Source organism: Shewanella sp. HL-SH2 (genome assembly GCF_051164935.1).
GTDB classification, from domain to species: Bacteria; Pseudomonadota; Gammaproteobacteria; order Enterobacterales; family Shewanellaceae; genus Shewanella; species Shewanella glacialimarina.
In genome coordinates this window covers 4,247,136-4,262,544 of record NZ_CP195035.1, presented here as the reverse complement: position 1 = coordinate 4,262,544, position 15,409 = coordinate 4,247,136, and the positions used below count along the sequence as shown (strand labels likewise).

Here is a 15,409-nt window from a genome sequence, read left to right as displayed (position 1 = left end):
GTTTATGACCTAAACAAGATGTGTTTATTACTAAGGTTATGAATTTATTATAGTAATTAGTTGGCACAATCACTGCTTTAACCTCTTATGGTAAAGAGGGAGTGATATATGGCTGCAATGAGTTTTTTAAGTGTTATCGAACGTTATCATGAGCATGAATCGGTTATTCATGAATTATTGGATTCCATTTTATTAGGATTAAGTGACGCATCTATATTTCAGAACCCGACCTCAGATAAGGTGTTTAATGAGCTAGCTAGAAGTTACCCTTTTGTGCAATTGCTGTATCTACTTGATGAAAATGGCACTCAAGTGAGCGACAACCTTGTGGTGTCTAAAGGCAAAGTTAAATTATCTGATAAAGGGCGCGATACCGACAGAAGCCATCGTCCCTATTTTACTGGTTTAGCCGAGCAAGACAGTACTCGCTATATTACTAGCCCATATTTATCGAATACGGGTGGAGGCCTGTGTGTAAGCGCCTCAAGACAGCTGTTAAATGCTAATAGTCAGCGCGTCATTGTAGTGGTTGATATTAATCTTACTCAGTTGATTGAGTTTATGATGGGTGACAGCGCAAGACGTAAAATGACGCCAATATTTAAAGCCGTATATAGTTTTATTGTGCTGGGGCTGTTCGTCTTGGTGAGTGTATTAATGTGGACGGTAGTGTCTGATATTTATCGCTTGCTGTCTGAGCCGGCGCAAAATGATCCGTTACTGCCTTTTGGTATTATTATTTTTCTGACCCTCGCATTGGCGATTTTTGATTTGGGTAAAACGATTTTGGAAGAAGAAGTGCTAATGCATAAAGATATATTTCGTCATAGTTCAACACGGCGGACTATAACGCGTTTTATTTCCACCATCTTAATCGCAATTTCGATAGAAGCTTTGCTAACTATGTTCAAAGCTTCTTTAGGAGAGAAACAATATATTGAGCCGGCCATCATGATGATGTTAGCTGTAGTTGGCTTGTTAGTTGGGCTAGGTATTTATGTTTATTTAGGGGCTAGGGCGGAGCAATTGTTGACTCAAAATCAGCAACAAAAGTTTAATCGCTTATCTTAAAAGTTTAGTTTATTTACCGCTATTAAAAAACAAACCATCGTATTAACGGCTTAGTGACAGCGGTTGTAACGATGGTTTTTTTATTTGTGTGATGATTATATGACTAAAAGAAGTCGTCATCACCAATGGCTTTTCTAAGTTGTGCTTGTTCAAGAAAATCTTCTAAACGCCTTTTGACTTGACGTTTATGTTGCAAATTTTCGGCTCCTTTAGCACTTCTTGGTGAAGTCATCGCTTCAATTTCTGTATCGTCAGGCACTCTTTCAGTGATATTAGCCATAATAAAACCCTCATAACCAATGGTAAACAACAGTACTAAACCAATGAGCTCTTTCTAACCAAAAAATTATCCTTAGAAAAGCAAAATATATTGTTCAAGCTGAACAGTTTTTTTTACCTTCACGATTTGAGCTTAGCAGTTATTTTCCGGCAAGCTAGTTGAGCGATATAAAAGAGGGAAAGTACACGGCTTTTTATTTGAAGATTGACGAACATTGGAATCGTCATTATTAGGGTAAGGTTTAAAAATAAAAACGCCACCCTAAGGTAGCGTTAACGCAACTTAACATGCCAATGAAAATTGCTTACCTACTAGATTAGCAAACAATTCACATTGTTGTACTGCTATAGATCAAAGCCGTATGAATAACCTAAAACGACTTTTGCATCGTCATCTGCTAAATCTGTGTTAGAAACCATGAAAGATACTGTGCCCACATCTGTGTCAGCGCTCAGTGACACGTTGTAATCAGAATAGGTTTCGCTAAATAGGTCTTTAACGACATCACCCTGTGAATAGCCATAATGAACGCCTAAGCTGACTTTCTCTGTTAAAGGGAAGCTGGCATTAGCTTGTAAGTAACTCCAATCAGTTTCGCTGTCAGCGCCAGAAACCCCAGAATCAGCATTGACCACTTTTGAATAACCTAATTCTAGCCATTTCCAACCTAATACAAATGAAACTTCACCAAAATCATAGCTGCTATCAGCATCAGGGTAGGCGTAATATAAATAGCTTACGTCGTAAGTGAAATCTTCAGCAAACTCTCCAGCATAGCCTGCATAAAAGTCCGCTTCATAGGTTGCTGCATCACCAAAGTCGACATTTGATGCCCAAGTGCCAGCATAAAAACCAGACTCGTGTGCGTAATCAAGACCACCCTGCACAGCAACCGCATCATCTGTCTGGGTGACTCCGCGCCATAAGTAGTTAGACGTTGCGCCAATATTAGCGGATACTTCGGCAAAAGCTGTGCTGCTGAGTAATAGTGTGCTTGATAACGCAACTGCTTGTAATAGTGATTTTTTCATCATCTTCCCTCAAAGTTTTATTATGCATTTAACACTGTGTATGTCAGGACTTTAAAACTTCATATATCGAGACAGAGTGTTAAATGTTGGTTTATCTACTCTGAGTTAAGCGAAGGTTGTGCCAATGTTTAAATATCATATATATCAACTAATTATTAAAATTTGAACACGTTAAAAGCCTATTGGTTGCTTTGTAATGGTGCGGCATTGCACTTGGGTTGTGCAGTAAGCTGATCTGGCGATGTTAATTTGAGGATTGCCCGATTTGACAGAAATAGGGCATAAAAAAACCTCCGAAAGGAGGCTTTTAAAAATAACAGTTAACTTATTTTTAGTTAACGCTATCTTTTAACGTTTTACCAGCTTTGAACTTAGGTACAGTTGCAGCGGCAATTTGAATTTCTTTACCAGTTTGCGGGTTGCGACCAGTACGTGCAGCACGTTGTGAGGTTTCAAATGATCCAAAACCAACGATAGAAATTTTTTCGCCATTTTTCATCGCTTCAGTTACCGCTGCTTCAAATGATTTTAATGCACGGCCAGCTTCTGCTTTAGTTAGATCTGCGTTTTCAGCAATTTTTGCAATCAGTTCACTTTTGTTCATATTGATATTCTCTGCTTTCCATAGAAATGTTTTTAAAAACGTGGTTAACATGCCATAAGCGTTGACGCTTTAAAAGTATTTTGTCCGATAAAAGGGTAAAAAGACTGTCAAATACCCACTATGCTACTCTTCAAGCAGTTGATATAAGATCCGTTTGACTAAATTAGGTTCAAAAGGCTTATCACAAAGGGCATTAACCCCAGCACTGGATACGTTACTTAAATGGGTGTCATTAGCCTCCGACGATACCATTAAAATAGGAATGTGTGACTGTTGGCTTTCATTACGAATATATTGCGTTAGCGCTAATCCATCAACACTGGGCATGTTGTAATCGGTAATCACTAAATCATACATATTATGCTGCATTAGATTAATAGCCTGCTGACCATCTTCTGCTTCAGTAATAATTTTAATCCCTAAATTACCAATGGTCCGTTTAATCACGTTACGTGCTAAACGACTATCATCAACGACCAACACTCTCAGATTATGCACATCAAAATGGCTCAAATCTAATTCGTCATTACTGATTAAATCTATGGTTGAGTTTAATGCGCGAGCCAAATGATCTGAATTGAAAGGCTTAGGTAAAATGGCAACCACACCTGACTGTCTAAAAATTTCAAGTTGCTCGCGGCGGCATTCACTCGATACCAACATAAACTGAATGTCTTGGTATTCTGGTTTTTGCTTGATATACGCGAGTAAATCCGTTGCTTCGCCGTCAGGAAAGTGTAACGCGCTAGTAATTAAGTCAGGCTTATGACGAGCTATAATCGCTTTGGCATCTTCAAGAGTTGTAGCGGTTTGAATGCTAACAACGCCTTCTTGCTGTAATCGAGACATAATTATTTTTCGTTGAGTCTCAGAAGGCTCAAGCAATAAAATAGATAATTCGCTAGGGGATAAACTGTGCATTTATTGAACTCTTATTATTTTGTACCACTAGATAGACTATAGCATAGACATATAAGTAGATTACTATCAAATACGTCCTCGACAATCAGTTTCAAGTGGTCTTTAAATGCCAATATTATTTAAATACTGACGCGCTTTATGGTTTAGTGCTGCCCACCACTGCAGAGTGACCAGACTTATAGCAGCGCTTGCCACTATCCAAATAGGAATGATTTGGCCATTAAATTCAATTTTCACGTCCTCGGGAGTGATTTGATACGCGATTAACGCAGTAGTTCCCATTGCAATTAACACTAATGTTTGCAGCCCTAGGTGAAAAAAGAGCACTATTTTAGCCCATTTCGCGCGGATCAATAGACCCACTAATACGGGTAAAACACCAAGGGTTAATATGTCAAAAGTCGCATATTGAGTTGCACGCCAAAGGGCGATAATAGTAAATAAACTGTATAAAGCAATCAGTAATATAATGCCCAAGGGGCGCTTAACCTGTGTCATTTTGTTCACTTGGTTTGATGTATTTAGGATAGAATATCGCAATTTAATGGATATTGGGAAAGTTCAATGACTGAAACACAATTTTGGCAACTGGTCACCCGCACCCATGCAGACCAGTCTTCTGAACAAATCGTACAGCAATTACAGCAGTCACTAGATCCTTTAGATGATGAGTCATTAAAAGCATTTGATAAAATGTTTGGTCAGCAATTGCGCCGAAGTTATCAGTGGGCTATTTGGGGCGCAGCTTATATTGTGACGGGCTGTGATTCTGATTATGCTTTTACTGAGTTTCGTTGTTTTATTTTGTCATTAGGGCAAGAGTGGTATGACAAAATTATTGCCCAACCGGATAGCTTAGGTGATTTGGCGCAATGGCCATTAAAAGATAATTATGCTTATCCGTTTATTGAAGATTACGATTTAGTTGCGGGTCAGTTATATGAAAACCGTAATGAAGATGAATTACCGTTTGTACCTTCAGGCAATAATACGCCTGTGGGGAAAAAGTTTTCGACTAAGCCTAAAGTGTTAAAACAGACTTACCCTAAATTAACTGCGCGATTCCCATTTTAACTCAGACTGTTTGAGGTTTAAACATGGCCTAAATGAGTCGCCCCACACCCCATAAGTGAAATTGCCCTGACAAGTCAGGGCAATTTAGATGCGTATTGAGAGTCGCTTTATGTTGGATTCGCGGCTACTTTATACAAGTAGATGTCTCATTATCATAAGATAAATCATATTGTTGACAAATTTTAGCAACATACTGGCTTTCTGCTTTGGCTACTTGTTGAGTAAGTTTTTGTTCTAACTTTAACTCTAATAGCTGTTCATTATTTTGCATTTGTTGACTCAATTGAGTGCTGTGCTGCTCCATAACGCCTCCGTGAAGGTTGGATTCATTGGCTTGGCTTTGAGCTGAAACGGCTAGGCCCACGACAAGAGTGGCGAATAAAGCGGCTAAAGAAACACGTTTTGTTGAATTAGTGATCAGTTTCATTGTTATGACTCCGTAGCATTAATATTGATTAGTCACGACGTTAGTTCCTTGAACAATCGCTAGTGTAAAGATGCTGTCTTTTTGTTGGAGTGATAGTAGCTTCAGTTTGTTGAACCAAAGCTGAACGAAGCATAAAAAAACAGCTGAGTTAGATTTTTACGTTTTTAGCTGTTTAAAAACAGTGCTTTAATTTATATTCTTGGAATATGCTTTATGTTAAGCAAATGTACAGGTTCATTTTGTTAAAGTAGTTTCATCAAGTAAACAAGCTATCTAAATCTATTTAAATTTTGCCTGGAGGCATATTATGAACATTAACTATTTATTGGTAGTAGGGGCATTCGTCAGTAGCGTGGCAATTGCAGAGGAAGTGGTTAGCCCTATCACTGAGACAGGCATTGTTAAAGTAGAGTGGCTAGAGCCTGATAACTACAATGACATTATGGCCTCAAATGAGTTGCAATCGCGTTTTGAAAATAGATTTTTTGAGACCATAACTAAAAATATTAATAAGCAGGCAGAGAAAACACTTAAGCCTAATCAAAAGCTTGAAATGCAGGTTTCTAATGTCGATTTAGCGGGTGATATGCGTCCTACTTTTGGTGCAACAACCGGCGACTTGCGGGTTGTTAAAGAGCTATACCCACCAAAAATGACCTTTACTTATCAAATTTTGGAAGATAATAAAGTCATTATTAGTGGCGATGAAAAATTGACTGACATGAGTTTTCTGAGCCGTATAAGTCGAATCAATGAACGTCCTTTTTCGGCGGAAACGACTATGCTAAATGATTGGCTAAAACGTACGGTTGCCCCACAACTTGAGGCACCCAAAGCGCTTTAAGCGACATGTAATTCCATTATTTGGTCCGATAACAGGTAAAGTCCGCTAACGGCGAGTTTTGCCTGTTTTTTTGCTTGAGCACTTAATGTCGACAATTGATGCTCTGTCGCATTAGTGGTAATGCTTGGAGGTAATACCCCGATACATAATGAAATCAATGGGTGATGTTGCAATTGTCCATTTCTATCCTCTGTAAATATGCTTTGGCTTTGTAAGTGTTCGTCGCGATAAAATTCACTCTTATGCTGATTAAATTGCTCAATAATGTGTTTGCTGTGATCTATGGTATTGTCACAAGTGCAAATCATCACAAAATCATCCCCACCAATATGCCCTACAAAGCAGCGGTCGCTTTGATACGGCATTAATAGTTTCGCTACCACCTGAATAACTTCATCCCCACGACAAAACCCATAAATATCGTTATATGGCTTAAAGTGACACAAATCTAAATAGGCTAAATAGAATGGTTTTCGTTGAGTTCTTAACAGCTTAAGTTCCTCTTGAATAGGCACGTTACCAGGTAAATTGGTCAATGGGTTTGCGTGTCGAGCCATTTTTATGCGGTGTTCAGTGATTCTTTGCAGTAAATCTTTGGTATGACCGATACCGATGAGTTTGTGATTGCGGGTAATAATAAATTGCTGAGCGACTGTATTAGCGTTTTCTGATGTTAATAATTGACTGACTTCAGATAAAGGCCTATTGGCGTCAATTTGTAATACATGGGTGTCCATTACTGCACTTGCTGGATGATTTTCATGCAATGCACGTCCGTATGGCGTGCTAAATAGCTCTAACAATGCTGTGCGGTTAATAATGCCCTGAGGAATTTCATCCTCGATTATAACAATAGCTTGTAGTGCAGGTTGGTCTATAAACTTCTGACTAAGTTGCTTTAGTTGGGTTGTTGCTGAAGCGGTAATTGCGCTATGACAAATACTTTCCGCTGTTTCGCAGTATCGGGTGCGAGGCATGCTAGGCGCAATAACCTGGGGTTGATAATATTCCTGTGTCGGCTGGGTTTCAGGTCTGCCAAGTAGATATCCTTGGCAATAACTTATCCCTAACTGAGAAAGCATAGTGAGCTCTTCTTTTGTTTCAATGCCTTCAGCAATCACTTTGCAGGTTAAGCTTTGGCATAAATCGACAATTGAGCGAACAAACTCTTGTTTTACAGGGGTAATATCTATTTGATGAATAAAATGACGATCAATTTTAACATAATCAGGTGCGAGTTCTGACCATAGTCTTAAGCCTGAATACCCCGCGCCTAAGTCGTCAATGGCGGTGAGGAAACCTTGATTTCGATAATGATTTAAGCAGGATTTGAGTAAGTCGATATCATCTGCGGGATATTGTTCCGATAGCTCTATGACAACATCATTGGGTGACAAGCCTAATTGCTTAATGAGCTTTAAGGTGGCGCCTTTGGGATGTGCAGGATCGAGTAACGCTTTTGGCGATATATTAATGAATAACTTGCCCGGCAATTGCCGCTGTTTAAACGCGTTAATTGATATACCGCGACAGAGCGTTTCTAATTCACTCAGTTTGTCGCAATGTTCTGCCGTTTTAAACAGGGAAGCGGGAGAGTGCAAAGTACTATGTTGTGGACCTCTGCTTAATGCTTCAAACCCATGTAGCTTGTTGGTGCTGATATTAAAAATGGGCTGGAACACGGCATCAATATTTTGTGTATCAATGATTTCATTTAATGTATTACATAAATCGATAGAAGACATGAGAGGTATCTTACAACGGATGATGGCTTATCATAATCTTCATCAATGACAGATTTATGTCATATATCCTCTCTAACAAAGCTGCGCTTATCGAATTTTAGCATTAAAAAATCCTGCAATGTTTAAATTGCAGGATTGAAGTATTATTTAACCATAGCTTTGGTTAAGCACTTATTATCCCTAGTTGAGGTTATTTACTTTGTTGTTTAAATGCCTGTAATGTCTGCAGTAGAATGGCCAACTTTTTAACAAATGCCTCAAGCGTTTCTGGTGCTGTGTGGACACTTTCTTGTATGGTTTCAAATTCTGTGGCAAGTTCTTGAACATAGGGTAAAAAGCGATTACTGCTCTGGCTAAAGCCATGTTCTTCTGTGAAGATAGCAACAAACTTACCGTGACCCGCCTTACGAAGTTCATCTAAGCGAATATCACAGTCAATGGCTTGCCTGTAAGCGACTTGCAGATTTTCTTTTAACTGTTGAATGACTTTGGTATACGGCATAAGAGTCTCTAAAACTAACGATGCATTTTTACAAATTATAAGGTTCTGACATGGATGCAACAAGGAAAACTCATCATAGTGTGAATATGAATATACAAATGTTAGCTATATTGAGTCTTAACGGGGAGAGAGTAATGCTTTTTTTTAAGCATATATTATTGATTGTATTAGCAAGTTTTTTTATTTCTCCGCAGTTATATGCCGCACAAGATGATAAACCCCCGTTCTATAAAGTGACCTGGAAAAATCAGCAAGCTTATTTACTGGGCTCTATTCATGTGGGTAAGGCTGACTTTTATCCTATGGCGCCTCAAATTGAGCGTGCTTTTGAGCAAAGTGCTGCCTTGGTGCTAGAAGCTGATGTTAACAAGGCTGATACCATGGGGTTATTACAACAATACGGCTACGCAGAGGCAGCATTAATTGAGCAAGCCAAACTAGTTACAGTGAAGTATTGCCAGTCAATGGAGCAATTTTGTTTAGCGATTCAGCAATTTGCGCCTTGGCTGCAAGCTGCACAAATCAGCATGATGCGCTTTACCGCTTTAGGATATAGTGCAGAGCAAGGTGTCGACGTCTCCTTTGCTGCAATACGCCAATCCAAACCTCTATTTGAACTTGAAAGTGTGGCTTTTCAATTTGAGTTGATTTCATCTTTTAGTCGGCATAGCCAAATTCAAATGTTAGACGAGGCGGTAAATGCCACTGATGCCGAAATGCTCGAGTTAATCGCAGCATGGCGTAACGGCGATGAAAAACAGTTAGCCAATATTATGGAGCAGCAAGCTGGAGAGTCAGACGAGTTGTTGAGTAAATTGCTATGGCAGCGAAATCACACCATGAGTGACAAAATGCTAGTATTGATGCACCAAAAAACTCAGCAACCGCTGTTTTTTATTATCGGTGCTGGTCATTTAGTCGGGCAGCAAAATATACCTCAATTGCTGCGTCAACAAGGTGCAGCAGTGCAGAACTGTTGGCAGCAAAGCTGTAATTAAAGCAGCCACTATATGATTAAGGAGAAATAACAAGCTCAAATGATATCGAGCAGTGCTTAGCCCTGCTTAGTTATCTTTTGAATCGAATTTAAGCTTGTTTAGCCAAAAAGTGCACATAACGACCAAGGGATAAATAGGGTTCACGCTGCGAATAAAGCAGTTCCATCTCTATCAGCTGTTTAATATCGAAATTAGGCGGTAATTGATGCTTTAAATAATCATTGATGACCCGAACACCAGACTGACAAACTATTTGTAGTTGCCATTGGTTAAACCATTTGCGGACGTCTTCGATATATAAAGGATGTGTAGGGGTTAAACCGACTTTCTTTTTAACTTTCATGTCACGCATGACATAGTCAAAGTTGCCAGAAACTAAGCTGTGAAACCGCATTGCCTCTTTGTTGTAAAACATTAAAGAGAATAGGCCTTGTGGCTTTAATAAGGATAATAATCCCAGCAGTGTTGATTGTGCATCGATTAACCATTCGGCCACAGCATGGCATAAAATGATATCAAACTGGCCATTAAGCTCAGGTGTTAAAGCTTGTATAGGGCTGTGAACCAGAGTGATGTTTAACGGTGTTTCACTCGCATCAATTTGTTGTTGCGCCTCGGCCAACATCTGCGCAGAAATATCACAAAGCACCACTTCGTGTCCTAGCACAGCTAACTTTTGGCTTAATAAACCAAAACCGCCGCCAGCATCTAATATCCGTAACGGTGAATGATTTAACGCGGCCAATAAACCTATGGCAGGCTCAAGATCGCGCCACAATACAGCGGCTCTAATATCACCCTTAGTGGTGCCATAGATATTTTTAGCAAATTTTTGGCTGAGTTTATCGAAGTTAGTATCTTGCACAGTACATCTTTTTATTAGTTTGATAGGTGCTTATTCTGCAATGACTGTGGTTATGGGTAAAGCTAAAAGTAGCTGTATCTACTCATTGAACTAATGATAAATATTAAGAGTTAATTCAAGTATTTCAATTTTAGGGAAATACTGAGTTATAATATCACCACTATGGTGCAAGACGTGCCGTTTAAAAAGGGTTGTCACATTGAGTTTCGATTACAAAATTGATTTAAAAGCGATGCCATCGCTTTTTACACTTTATCGCAAAATATTCTTTAGCCGTAAACCTGGTTGGGATAAAAAACCGTTACCTAAAATTGCGATTCAAACTGATAATGTTTTTTTATCAAATGATAAAGTACGTCAATATGCTAACGTTTGTGGCTTTCAATTTGACGAGAAAGTGTTACCGCCCACTTATTTATATGTACTGGCCTTTCGTTTACATGCGGTGATATTTGCACATAAGGCGATCACCTTCCCTTTGCTTGGCATGATCCACCTTAAAAACAGTATTAGTGTATTACGGCCGGTGAAAACGAATGAGATATTAACCGTAAAGTGTCAGCTCACTAGCAGCACTGAAACAGATGCCGGCTTGGAGTTTGTGCTTGAGTCGAGTGTTTACGTTGCTGAAGAGTTAGTCTGGCAAGCGCATTCAACCTACTTGTACCGCATTGAGTCCGCCAAACGTCGTCCTCGGCCACCTCGAGCATCTGATATGGCTTGGGAAAATATACAGCAATGGCGCTTAACAGAAGATTTAGGTCGTCATTACGCCAAAGCATCAGGTGACTACAATTTAATTCATTTACACCCATTACTGTCAAAGCGTTTTGGATTTGAGCGGGTACTTGCCCATGGTATGTGGTCAAAAGCACGTTGTATGGCACAGCTAATGCAATTTATTGGCGAGCGTCCATTTACAGTTGATGTGGAATTTAAATTACCCGTATTTATGCCATCAGAAGTGACTTTTGCCTATGAATCACTTGAGGATGGTAAGTGTTTTGAAATGCGTGATGTAAAGGGTAAGCGCCCTCATTTACATGGTAAAATGCGTTATCTAGATTAGGCTGCTCCCCTTGTAACCCTCAACCCTCGTAATAACAATACGAGGGTTATCTGACGTACTTTTGCTTAGGCAACACTGTGTCCCGTTGATGCTTGCCAAATACTGAACCATTGTTGCTTGGTTAACTGAATGCTGCTTGAGTTTACTGCACTACGAATTCGTTCAATATTACCACTGCCAATAATCGGTGTCGGTTTACTGGGTAACATAGCGACCCAGGCATAAATAACCTGACTTATGTCTGCCGTGCTTACCTGGTCTGCCACCTCTGTTAAGCAGCTTCTTAATCGTACCACTTTCTCTGTTTGCTCACTGAATAATGTACCGCCTCCCAGACATGACCATGCCATAGGGCGTATATTTAATTGTTGGCATTGATCTAATACACCATCGTGTAAATGGGTTAAGCATTGCGGTGATATTTCCACTTGATTGGTGATGAGTGGATCGTCTAGCCGTGACTGCAGCAAAGTGAAATGATGGGGTAAAAAGTTGGACACACCAAAGTGGTTCACTTTACCTTGTTGTTTTAATTGTAAGAAAGCTTCAGCAACTTCATCTGCTTGCATTAAAGGATCGGGGCGATGAATCAGTAATGCGTCTAAATAGTCGGTTTTTAGCTCGATCAGTGAACGCTCAACGCTTCGAATAATATGCTGTTTACTGGTGTCGTAATGGTTGACGTAACGATTATCATACCCATCAAATGCAGGCTTGATACCGCACTTACTTATCAGTTGCATTTTCTGGCGTAAATGGGGAGCAAGGGCAAGGGCTTCGCCGAATAATGTCTCACATTGGTATACGCCATAAATGTCAGCATGATCCATGCTGGTTACCCCAAGCTCAAGATATTGCTCAATAAGCGTAAGCCTTTGTTGCGGGGTCATGTTCCATGCATCAATACGCCAAAAACCGGCAATAAAATCTGAAAATGCAAAATGAGATGTTGTCATGAAGTGTCCTAATATAAATTGATGCTAAAGTGATTCAACATAATCAATGCACCTACAGCGTAGTCGGTGCATTTTGTTTGTAGTTAGCTATTTCTGATAGATATGCACATCGCGTTGTGGGAACGGAATGCTAATGCCTTCAGCATCAAAGCGCATTTTAACCGCGCGGGTAATATCCCAATAAACATCCCAATAATCATCAGGTTTTACCCAAGGTCTGACGATAAAGTCAACCGATGATTCGCCTAGGGTGTGCAACTTCACAATAGGCTCAGGCGTTACTTGCACTTTTGGATGCTGGGTAACAATGTCTTTTAAAATTGTTTCTGCGTGCTCGATATTATCGCTATAACTGATGCCAAATGTCATGTCTACACGGCGCTGGTGTTCAGCGGTAATATTATTAATGGTGTCGCCCCAAATCTTGTTGTTAGGAATAATAAGACGTTGGTTATCAAGTGTTTTAATGGTTGTCGATACAAGACTCATATGACTGACTCTTCCGGTTACGCCTGCGGCGTTAATTAAATCACCCACGTCAAAAGGGCGATAAATCAGAATCATCATTCCCGATGCAAAGTTAGATAATGTGTCTTGTAAGGCGAAACCAATAATCACACCGGCGATACCAAAACCTGCTAGCAAAGGGCCCAATTCGAAACCGAGTTGAGATAAGGCAACTAATAACCCAATAGCGAACACGGCTTTACTCGATAACGAAATAAAGAAGTCTTGTAATAATTTACTAAATTTAAGCTTAGAAGCTGTGACCGTTTTAGTGGCAACTCGGGTCACTATTTTGGCTATCAAACTGCTGATAAATAGTATTAATATAAAAATAATAATTTTAAAAGTAACGCTTGGGCCATTGTCTAAAGCCTGATGTTTAGCAACATTTGCCCATTCTTCCAGTAGGCTGGATGCAACATTAAAATTCAGCACATCTTGGGTGATATCCCCCGATATACTAAATAGGGTTTGTTTGATGTTAGCAGTGTCTTGACCTAATTGTTCTAACAGGGATGCGGCGGTCGATAAGCTGGCGCTATTTTGTGCTAGCCTTTCTTTGAGCGAACTCACGCGCTGCTTTTGCTCTGAGCTAATGTTGTCGCCTGCAGCAGTCGCTTCGCTGACTGATTTCTGTAGCTCATTTTGTGTATAAGACACTAGACTGTCTAGTCTATCTGCACGGGTTATTAAGCGTTTGGTTAGGGTTTTCCTTAAGGTTTCTACATCGAGTTTGACTTTTTCTGCCCAGATAATCGTTTCTAATTCAGCTTTAAGATAATGATCGCGTTGAAATTCGCGTTCTGAAATTCTCAATAAGATAGCATTATCACCGCTGCCACCATCTACCTGACTGCGAAGTTGAATGATATCGGTATTAAGGTAGTGACGTACTTGCTTTAAAAATACTAATTGAGACTGTACTAGTGGAACCACAAATTCCTCATCAATTTCACTGGCGTTAATCAAGTTATCGATCAGGTTTCTAAGTTCTATCACTCTGGTTTTAATGCGATATTCTGTAATTGATTTAATTTCACCTTTTAAGTCTGGTAATAAATCAATATCACCTTGAATGATTGATGATAATGATTCAATTTTATCGCGAACATCAGTACTGGTTTGATAGACGGGTTCGATTACCTGCTCGGGATTGATAGGTGACTCAGCGTGTGTGCTGACGGTGCCAAGAAGGCAAGCTAGAGTGAAACTGGCAGTAATAAGCATTCTTGGTATATTCAGGCTGAGCATATTAAAAGATCCTGTGGGTAAGCTATGTTGATTTTGGCATGCAGGCGGTGAGATATTTTATCATAAAGTGTTTATCTCGCTTAACCAATAAGCTTTTGGTACTAAGCCAATATTAGTCCATAATACGTCGCTGATTTAACAGGGTTGTAGACATATACTTAATATGCGTTACGTTTGAAAGGTATGTTTACCCGCAAGGATTTAAGATGTTATTACAATGTGCTTTTTGTCATAAAGGGTTTTCGGTAGCAAGTGTCACTCAAAGCCGTGGTAGAGGTCTTGGGTCGCATATTCAATGCCCTAAGTGTGGTGCTTGGTTAGGGCGGAATAAGTGGTTAACATCAGCCAAAATTATTGGCTTTTATGTTGCGGCAATAGCCGGTGTTGCAGGATATTATCTAGATAATGTGATGCATATTGTTACCCCAACCATCATTTTATCAGTGATATTGGTCGGGATAACACACATTATGGATCATTTAATTCTCATTGAAGCACCTGAAAAACAAGTGCCAAATATAAAGCTAGATTAGCTTATTATCTGTTCTTGGCTTTCTAAAGAGGCTTCCACCCAATAGATACCACCGAGTACAACAACGCCAATGATAACCATGGCAAGAATAATGCCGATGTTTGCACGTATAAAGTTAGTCATGGTCAGTCCTATTTTTGAGATTTAACAGAATATGCGCCAATGTTACGAACAACAGCTTAAGTTTATCTTAATTTGATTAAGTCTTTGGTTGAATAGCCTAGTCGCGCACAAATTGGCGCTAAAAGTGATTTGTAACAATCTATAGCTTGCTTTTTTACTGCTGTCTTTTAGAATTGCTGCTTATTACATCCTCTTAAGTTTGGTATTTTTGTGAGATTTAGCCTTCAGTTAAAGCAACATATCGCAATTTGGCTTTGTGCCATTTTGATGGTATTGGCTTTGGCTGCGTCAAATCACAGTACTGAACACCATGAAGACGGCGTAAATTCTCATCACTGTACTTTGTGTTTTCACCAGCATCAGCTGAATAAAGTACTGCATGCATTTTCTTTTTCTATTCCAATCCAAAAACAGCAATATGAAGTTAGTATTAACGTATCGCCTGTTTTTTCATCAGTTAGCATCTTTCATTATCACAGCCGTGGCCCTCCTTATACCGTGTAAACCCATTACAAATTGTTATTAATTTTTAATTGAATCGTCAGCAATTATTGCTTTGACGATGTTAGGTTTATGGTTTTAGTCTCGCTAAATGATATTGCGGACTAA

Annotated in this window: 19 protein-coding genes; 7 read left to right on the top strand and 12 right to left on the bottom strand. The window is 39.4% G+C overall.

Going from position 1 to position 15,409, the window contains the following annotated elements; all coding sequences use genetic code 11:
- Positions 1-108: 108 nt before the first annotated feature.
- On the top strand, positions 109-1,071 hold the full coding sequence (locus ACRWP9_RS18750; protein WP_434927246.1) for a PDC sensor domain-containing protein: 963 nt from the start codon (positions 109-111) through the stop codon (positions 1,069-1,071).
- Positions 1,072-1,174: 103 nt separating this feature from the next.
- On the opposite strand, the gene ACRWP9_RS18745 is transcribed toward ACRWP9_RS18750, so the two are convergent.
- The 5 genes from ACRWP9_RS18745 to ACRWP9_RS18725 form a co-directional block, all read right to left on the bottom strand.
- Positions 1,175-1,351 carry a PA3496 family putative envelope integrity protein gene (locus ACRWP9_RS18745; RefSeq protein WP_226413119.1) on the bottom strand — a complete coding sequence of 59 codons (177 nt, stop codon included), beginning with the start codon at positions 1,349-1,351 and terminating at the stop codon, positions 1,175-1,177.
- 344 nt (positions 1,352-1,695) lie between these two features.
- Complete coding sequence (locus ACRWP9_RS18740) at positions 1,696-2,382, bottom strand: TorF family putative porin (RefSeq protein WP_434927245.1); 687 nt, start codon at positions 2,380-2,382, stop codon at positions 1,696-1,698.
- A 331-nt stretch (positions 2,383-2,713) separates the two neighbouring features.
- Complete coding sequence (locus tag ACRWP9_RS18735) at positions 2,714-2,986, bottom strand: HU family DNA-binding protein (protein WP_188840938.1); 273 nt, start codon at positions 2,984-2,986, stop codon at positions 2,714-2,716.
- 123 nt (positions 2,987-3,109) lie between these two features.
- Positions 3,110-3,907, bottom strand: coding sequence for a response regulator (locus ACRWP9_RS18730; protein ID WP_226413123.1), 798 nt, complete (start codon positions 3,905-3,907; stop codon positions 3,110-3,112).
- 102 nt (positions 3,908-4,009) lie between these two features.
- On the bottom strand, positions 4,010-4,405 hold the full coding sequence (locus ACRWP9_RS18725) for a hypothetical protein (RefSeq protein ID WP_434927244.1): 396 nt from the start codon (positions 4,403-4,405) through the stop codon (positions 4,010-4,012).
- A 66-nt stretch (positions 4,406-4,471) separates the two neighbouring features.
- On the opposite strand from ACRWP9_RS18725, the gene ACRWP9_RS18720 reads away from it, so the two are divergent.
- Positions 4,472-4,981 (top strand): DUF4240 domain-containing protein, encoded by a 510-nt coding sequence (locus ACRWP9_RS18720; protein WP_434927243.1) that lies wholly within the window; start codon positions 4,472-4,474, stop codon positions 4,979-4,981.
- A gap of 124 nt (positions 4,982-5,105) precedes the next feature.
- Here the strand turns inward: ACRWP9_RS18720 and ACRWP9_RS18715 are convergent, their stop codons facing one another.
- Positions 5,106-5,408, bottom strand: coding sequence for a hypothetical protein (locus ACRWP9_RS18715; protein ID WP_434927242.1), 303 nt, complete (start codon positions 5,406-5,408; stop codon positions 5,106-5,108).
- Between the two features lie 307 nt (positions 5,409-5,715).
- On the opposite strand from ACRWP9_RS18715, the gene ACRWP9_RS18710 reads away from it, so the two are divergent.
- Positions 5,716-6,252 (top strand): DUF3016 domain-containing protein, encoded by a 537-nt coding sequence (locus ACRWP9_RS18710; protein ID WP_434927241.1) that lies wholly within the window; start codon positions 5,716-5,718, stop codon positions 6,250-6,252.
- Here ACRWP9_RS18710 and ACRWP9_RS18705 read toward each other — a convergent pair.
- Positions 6,249-7,997, bottom strand: a complete 1,749-nt coding sequence (locus ACRWP9_RS18705; protein WP_434927240.1) for a GGDEF domain-containing protein — start codon at positions 7,995-7,997, stop codon at positions 6,249-6,251. The genes ACRWP9_RS18710 and ACRWP9_RS18705 overlap by 4 nt on opposite strands.
- A gap of 190 nt (positions 7,998-8,187) precedes the next feature.
- Positions 8,188-8,499: a prephenate dehydrogenase gene (locus ACRWP9_RS18700; RefSeq protein ID WP_434927239.1), complete on the bottom strand. Its 312-nt coding sequence runs from the start codon at positions 8,497-8,499 to the stop codon at positions 8,188-8,190.
- A gap of 134 nt (positions 8,500-8,633) precedes the next feature.
- On the opposite strand from ACRWP9_RS18700, the gene ACRWP9_RS18695 reads away from it, so the two are divergent.
- Positions 8,634-9,497, top strand: coding sequence for a TraB/GumN family protein (locus ACRWP9_RS18695; RefSeq protein ID WP_434927238.1), 864 nt, complete (start codon positions 8,634-8,636; stop codon positions 9,495-9,497).
- A gap of 88 nt (positions 9,498-9,585) precedes the next feature.
- On the opposite strand, the gene ACRWP9_RS18690 is transcribed toward ACRWP9_RS18695, so the two are convergent.
- Positions 9,586-10,362 (bottom strand): methyltransferase domain-containing protein, encoded by a 777-nt coding sequence (locus ACRWP9_RS18690; RefSeq protein ID WP_434927237.1) that lies wholly within the window; start codon positions 10,360-10,362, stop codon positions 9,586-9,588.
- A gap of 232 nt (positions 10,363-10,594) precedes the next feature.
- On the opposite strand from ACRWP9_RS18690, the gene ACRWP9_RS18685 reads away from it, so the two are divergent.
- Positions 10,595-11,431, top strand: a complete 837-nt coding sequence (locus ACRWP9_RS18685; protein WP_434929142.1) for a MaoC family dehydratase — start codon at positions 10,595-10,597, stop codon at positions 11,429-11,431.
- 65 nt (positions 11,432-11,496) lie between these two features.
- Here ACRWP9_RS18685 and ACRWP9_RS18680 read toward each other — a convergent pair whose 3' ends face one another.
- Positions 11,497-12,387, bottom strand: a complete 891-nt coding sequence (locus tag ACRWP9_RS18680; RefSeq protein WP_434927236.1) for an aldo/keto reductase — start codon at positions 12,385-12,387, stop codon at positions 11,497-11,499.
- 87 nt (positions 12,388-12,474) lie between these two features.
- Positions 12,475-14,145 (bottom strand): mechanosensitive ion channel family protein, encoded by a 1,671-nt coding sequence (locus tag ACRWP9_RS18675; RefSeq protein ID WP_434927235.1) that lies wholly within the window; start codon positions 14,143-14,145, stop codon positions 12,475-12,477.
- A 206-nt stretch (positions 14,146-14,351) separates the two neighbouring features.
- On the opposite strand from ACRWP9_RS18675, the gene ACRWP9_RS18670 reads away from it, so the two are divergent.
- Entirely contained in the window at positions 14,352-14,678 is a 327-nt protein-coding gene (locus ACRWP9_RS18670; RefSeq protein WP_434927234.1) for a hypothetical protein, read from the top strand.
- Here the strand turns inward: ACRWP9_RS18670 and ACRWP9_RS18665 are convergent.
- Positions 14,675-14,800, bottom strand: coding sequence for a hypothetical protein (locus tag ACRWP9_RS18665; RefSeq protein WP_264177953.1), 126 nt, complete (start codon positions 14,798-14,800; stop codon positions 14,675-14,677). The genes ACRWP9_RS18670 and ACRWP9_RS18665 overlap by 4 nt on opposite strands.
- A 210-nt stretch (positions 14,801-15,010) precedes the next feature.
- Between ACRWP9_RS18665 and ACRWP9_RS18660 the strand changes: the two genes are divergently transcribed.
- Positions 15,011-15,304: an ABC-type zinc uptake system zinc chaperone gene (locus ACRWP9_RS18660; protein ID WP_226413149.1), complete on the top strand. Its 294-nt coding sequence runs from the start codon at positions 15,011-15,013 to the stop codon at positions 15,302-15,304.
- The last annotated feature ends 105 nt before the right edge of the window (positions 15,305-15,409 follow it).

Excerpts from the sequence above, each read along its gene's own strand:
- ACRWP9_RS18750 (WP_434927246.1), top strand. The coding sequence starts at position 109 with ATGGCTGCAATGAGTTTTTTAAGTGTTATCGAACGTTATCATGAGCAT.
- ACRWP9_RS18745 (WP_226413119.1), bottom strand. The coding sequence starts at position 1,351 with ATGGCTAATATCACTGAAAGAGTGCCTGACGATACAGAAATTGAAGCG.
- ACRWP9_RS18740 (WP_434927245.1), bottom strand. The coding sequence starts at position 2,382 with ATGAAAAAATCACTATTACAAGCAGTTGCGTTATCAAGCACACTATTA.
- ACRWP9_RS18735 (WP_188840938.1), bottom strand. The coding sequence starts at position 2,986 with ATGAACAAAAGTGAACTGATTGCAAAAATTGCTGAAAACGCAGATCTA.
- ACRWP9_RS18730 (WP_226413123.1), bottom strand. The coding sequence starts at position 3,907 with ATGCACAGTTTATCCCCTAGCGAATTATCTATTTTATTGCTTGAGCCT.
- ACRWP9_RS18725 (WP_434927244.1), bottom strand. The coding sequence starts at position 4,405 with ATGACACAGGTTAAGCGCCCCTTGGGCATTATATTACTGATTGCTTTA.
- ACRWP9_RS18720 (WP_434927243.1), top strand. The coding sequence starts at position 4,472 with ATGACTGAAACACAATTTTGGCAACTGGTCACCCGCACCCATGCAGAC.
- ACRWP9_RS18715 (WP_434927242.1), bottom strand. The coding sequence starts at position 5,408 with ATGAAACTGATCACTAATTCAACAAAACGTGTTTCTTTAGCCGCTTTA.
- ACRWP9_RS18710 (WP_434927241.1), top strand. The coding sequence starts at position 5,716 with ATGAACATTAACTATTTATTGGTAGTAGGGGCATTCGTCAGTAGCGTG.
- ACRWP9_RS18705 (WP_434927240.1), bottom strand. The coding sequence starts at position 7,997 with ATGTCTTCTATCGATTTATGTAATACATTAAATGAAATCATTGATACA.
- ACRWP9_RS18700 (WP_434927239.1), bottom strand. The coding sequence starts at position 8,499 with ATGCCGTATACCAAAGTCATTCAACAGTTAAAAGAAAATCTGCAAGTC.
- ACRWP9_RS18695 (WP_434927238.1), top strand. The coding sequence starts at position 8,634 with ATGCTTTTTTTTAAGCATATATTATTGATTGTATTAGCAAGTTTTTTT.
- ACRWP9_RS18685 (WP_434929142.1), top strand. The coding sequence starts at position 10,595 with ATGCCATCGCTTTTTACACTTTATCGCAAAATATTCTTTAGCCGTAAA.
- ACRWP9_RS18680 (WP_434927236.1), bottom strand. The coding sequence starts at position 12,387 with ATGACAACATCTCATTTTGCATTTTCAGATTTTATTGCCGGTTTTTGG.
- ACRWP9_RS18675 (WP_434927235.1), bottom strand. The coding sequence starts at position 14,145 with ATGCTCAGCCTGAATATACCAAGAATGCTTATTACTGCCAGTTTCACT.
- ACRWP9_RS18670 (WP_434927234.1), top strand. The coding sequence starts at position 14,352 with ATGTTATTACAATGTGCTTTTTGTCATAAAGGGTTTTCGGTAGCAAGT.
- ACRWP9_RS18665 (WP_264177953.1), bottom strand. The coding sequence starts at position 14,800 with ATGACTAACTTTATACGTGCAAACATCGGCATTATTCTTGCCATGGTT.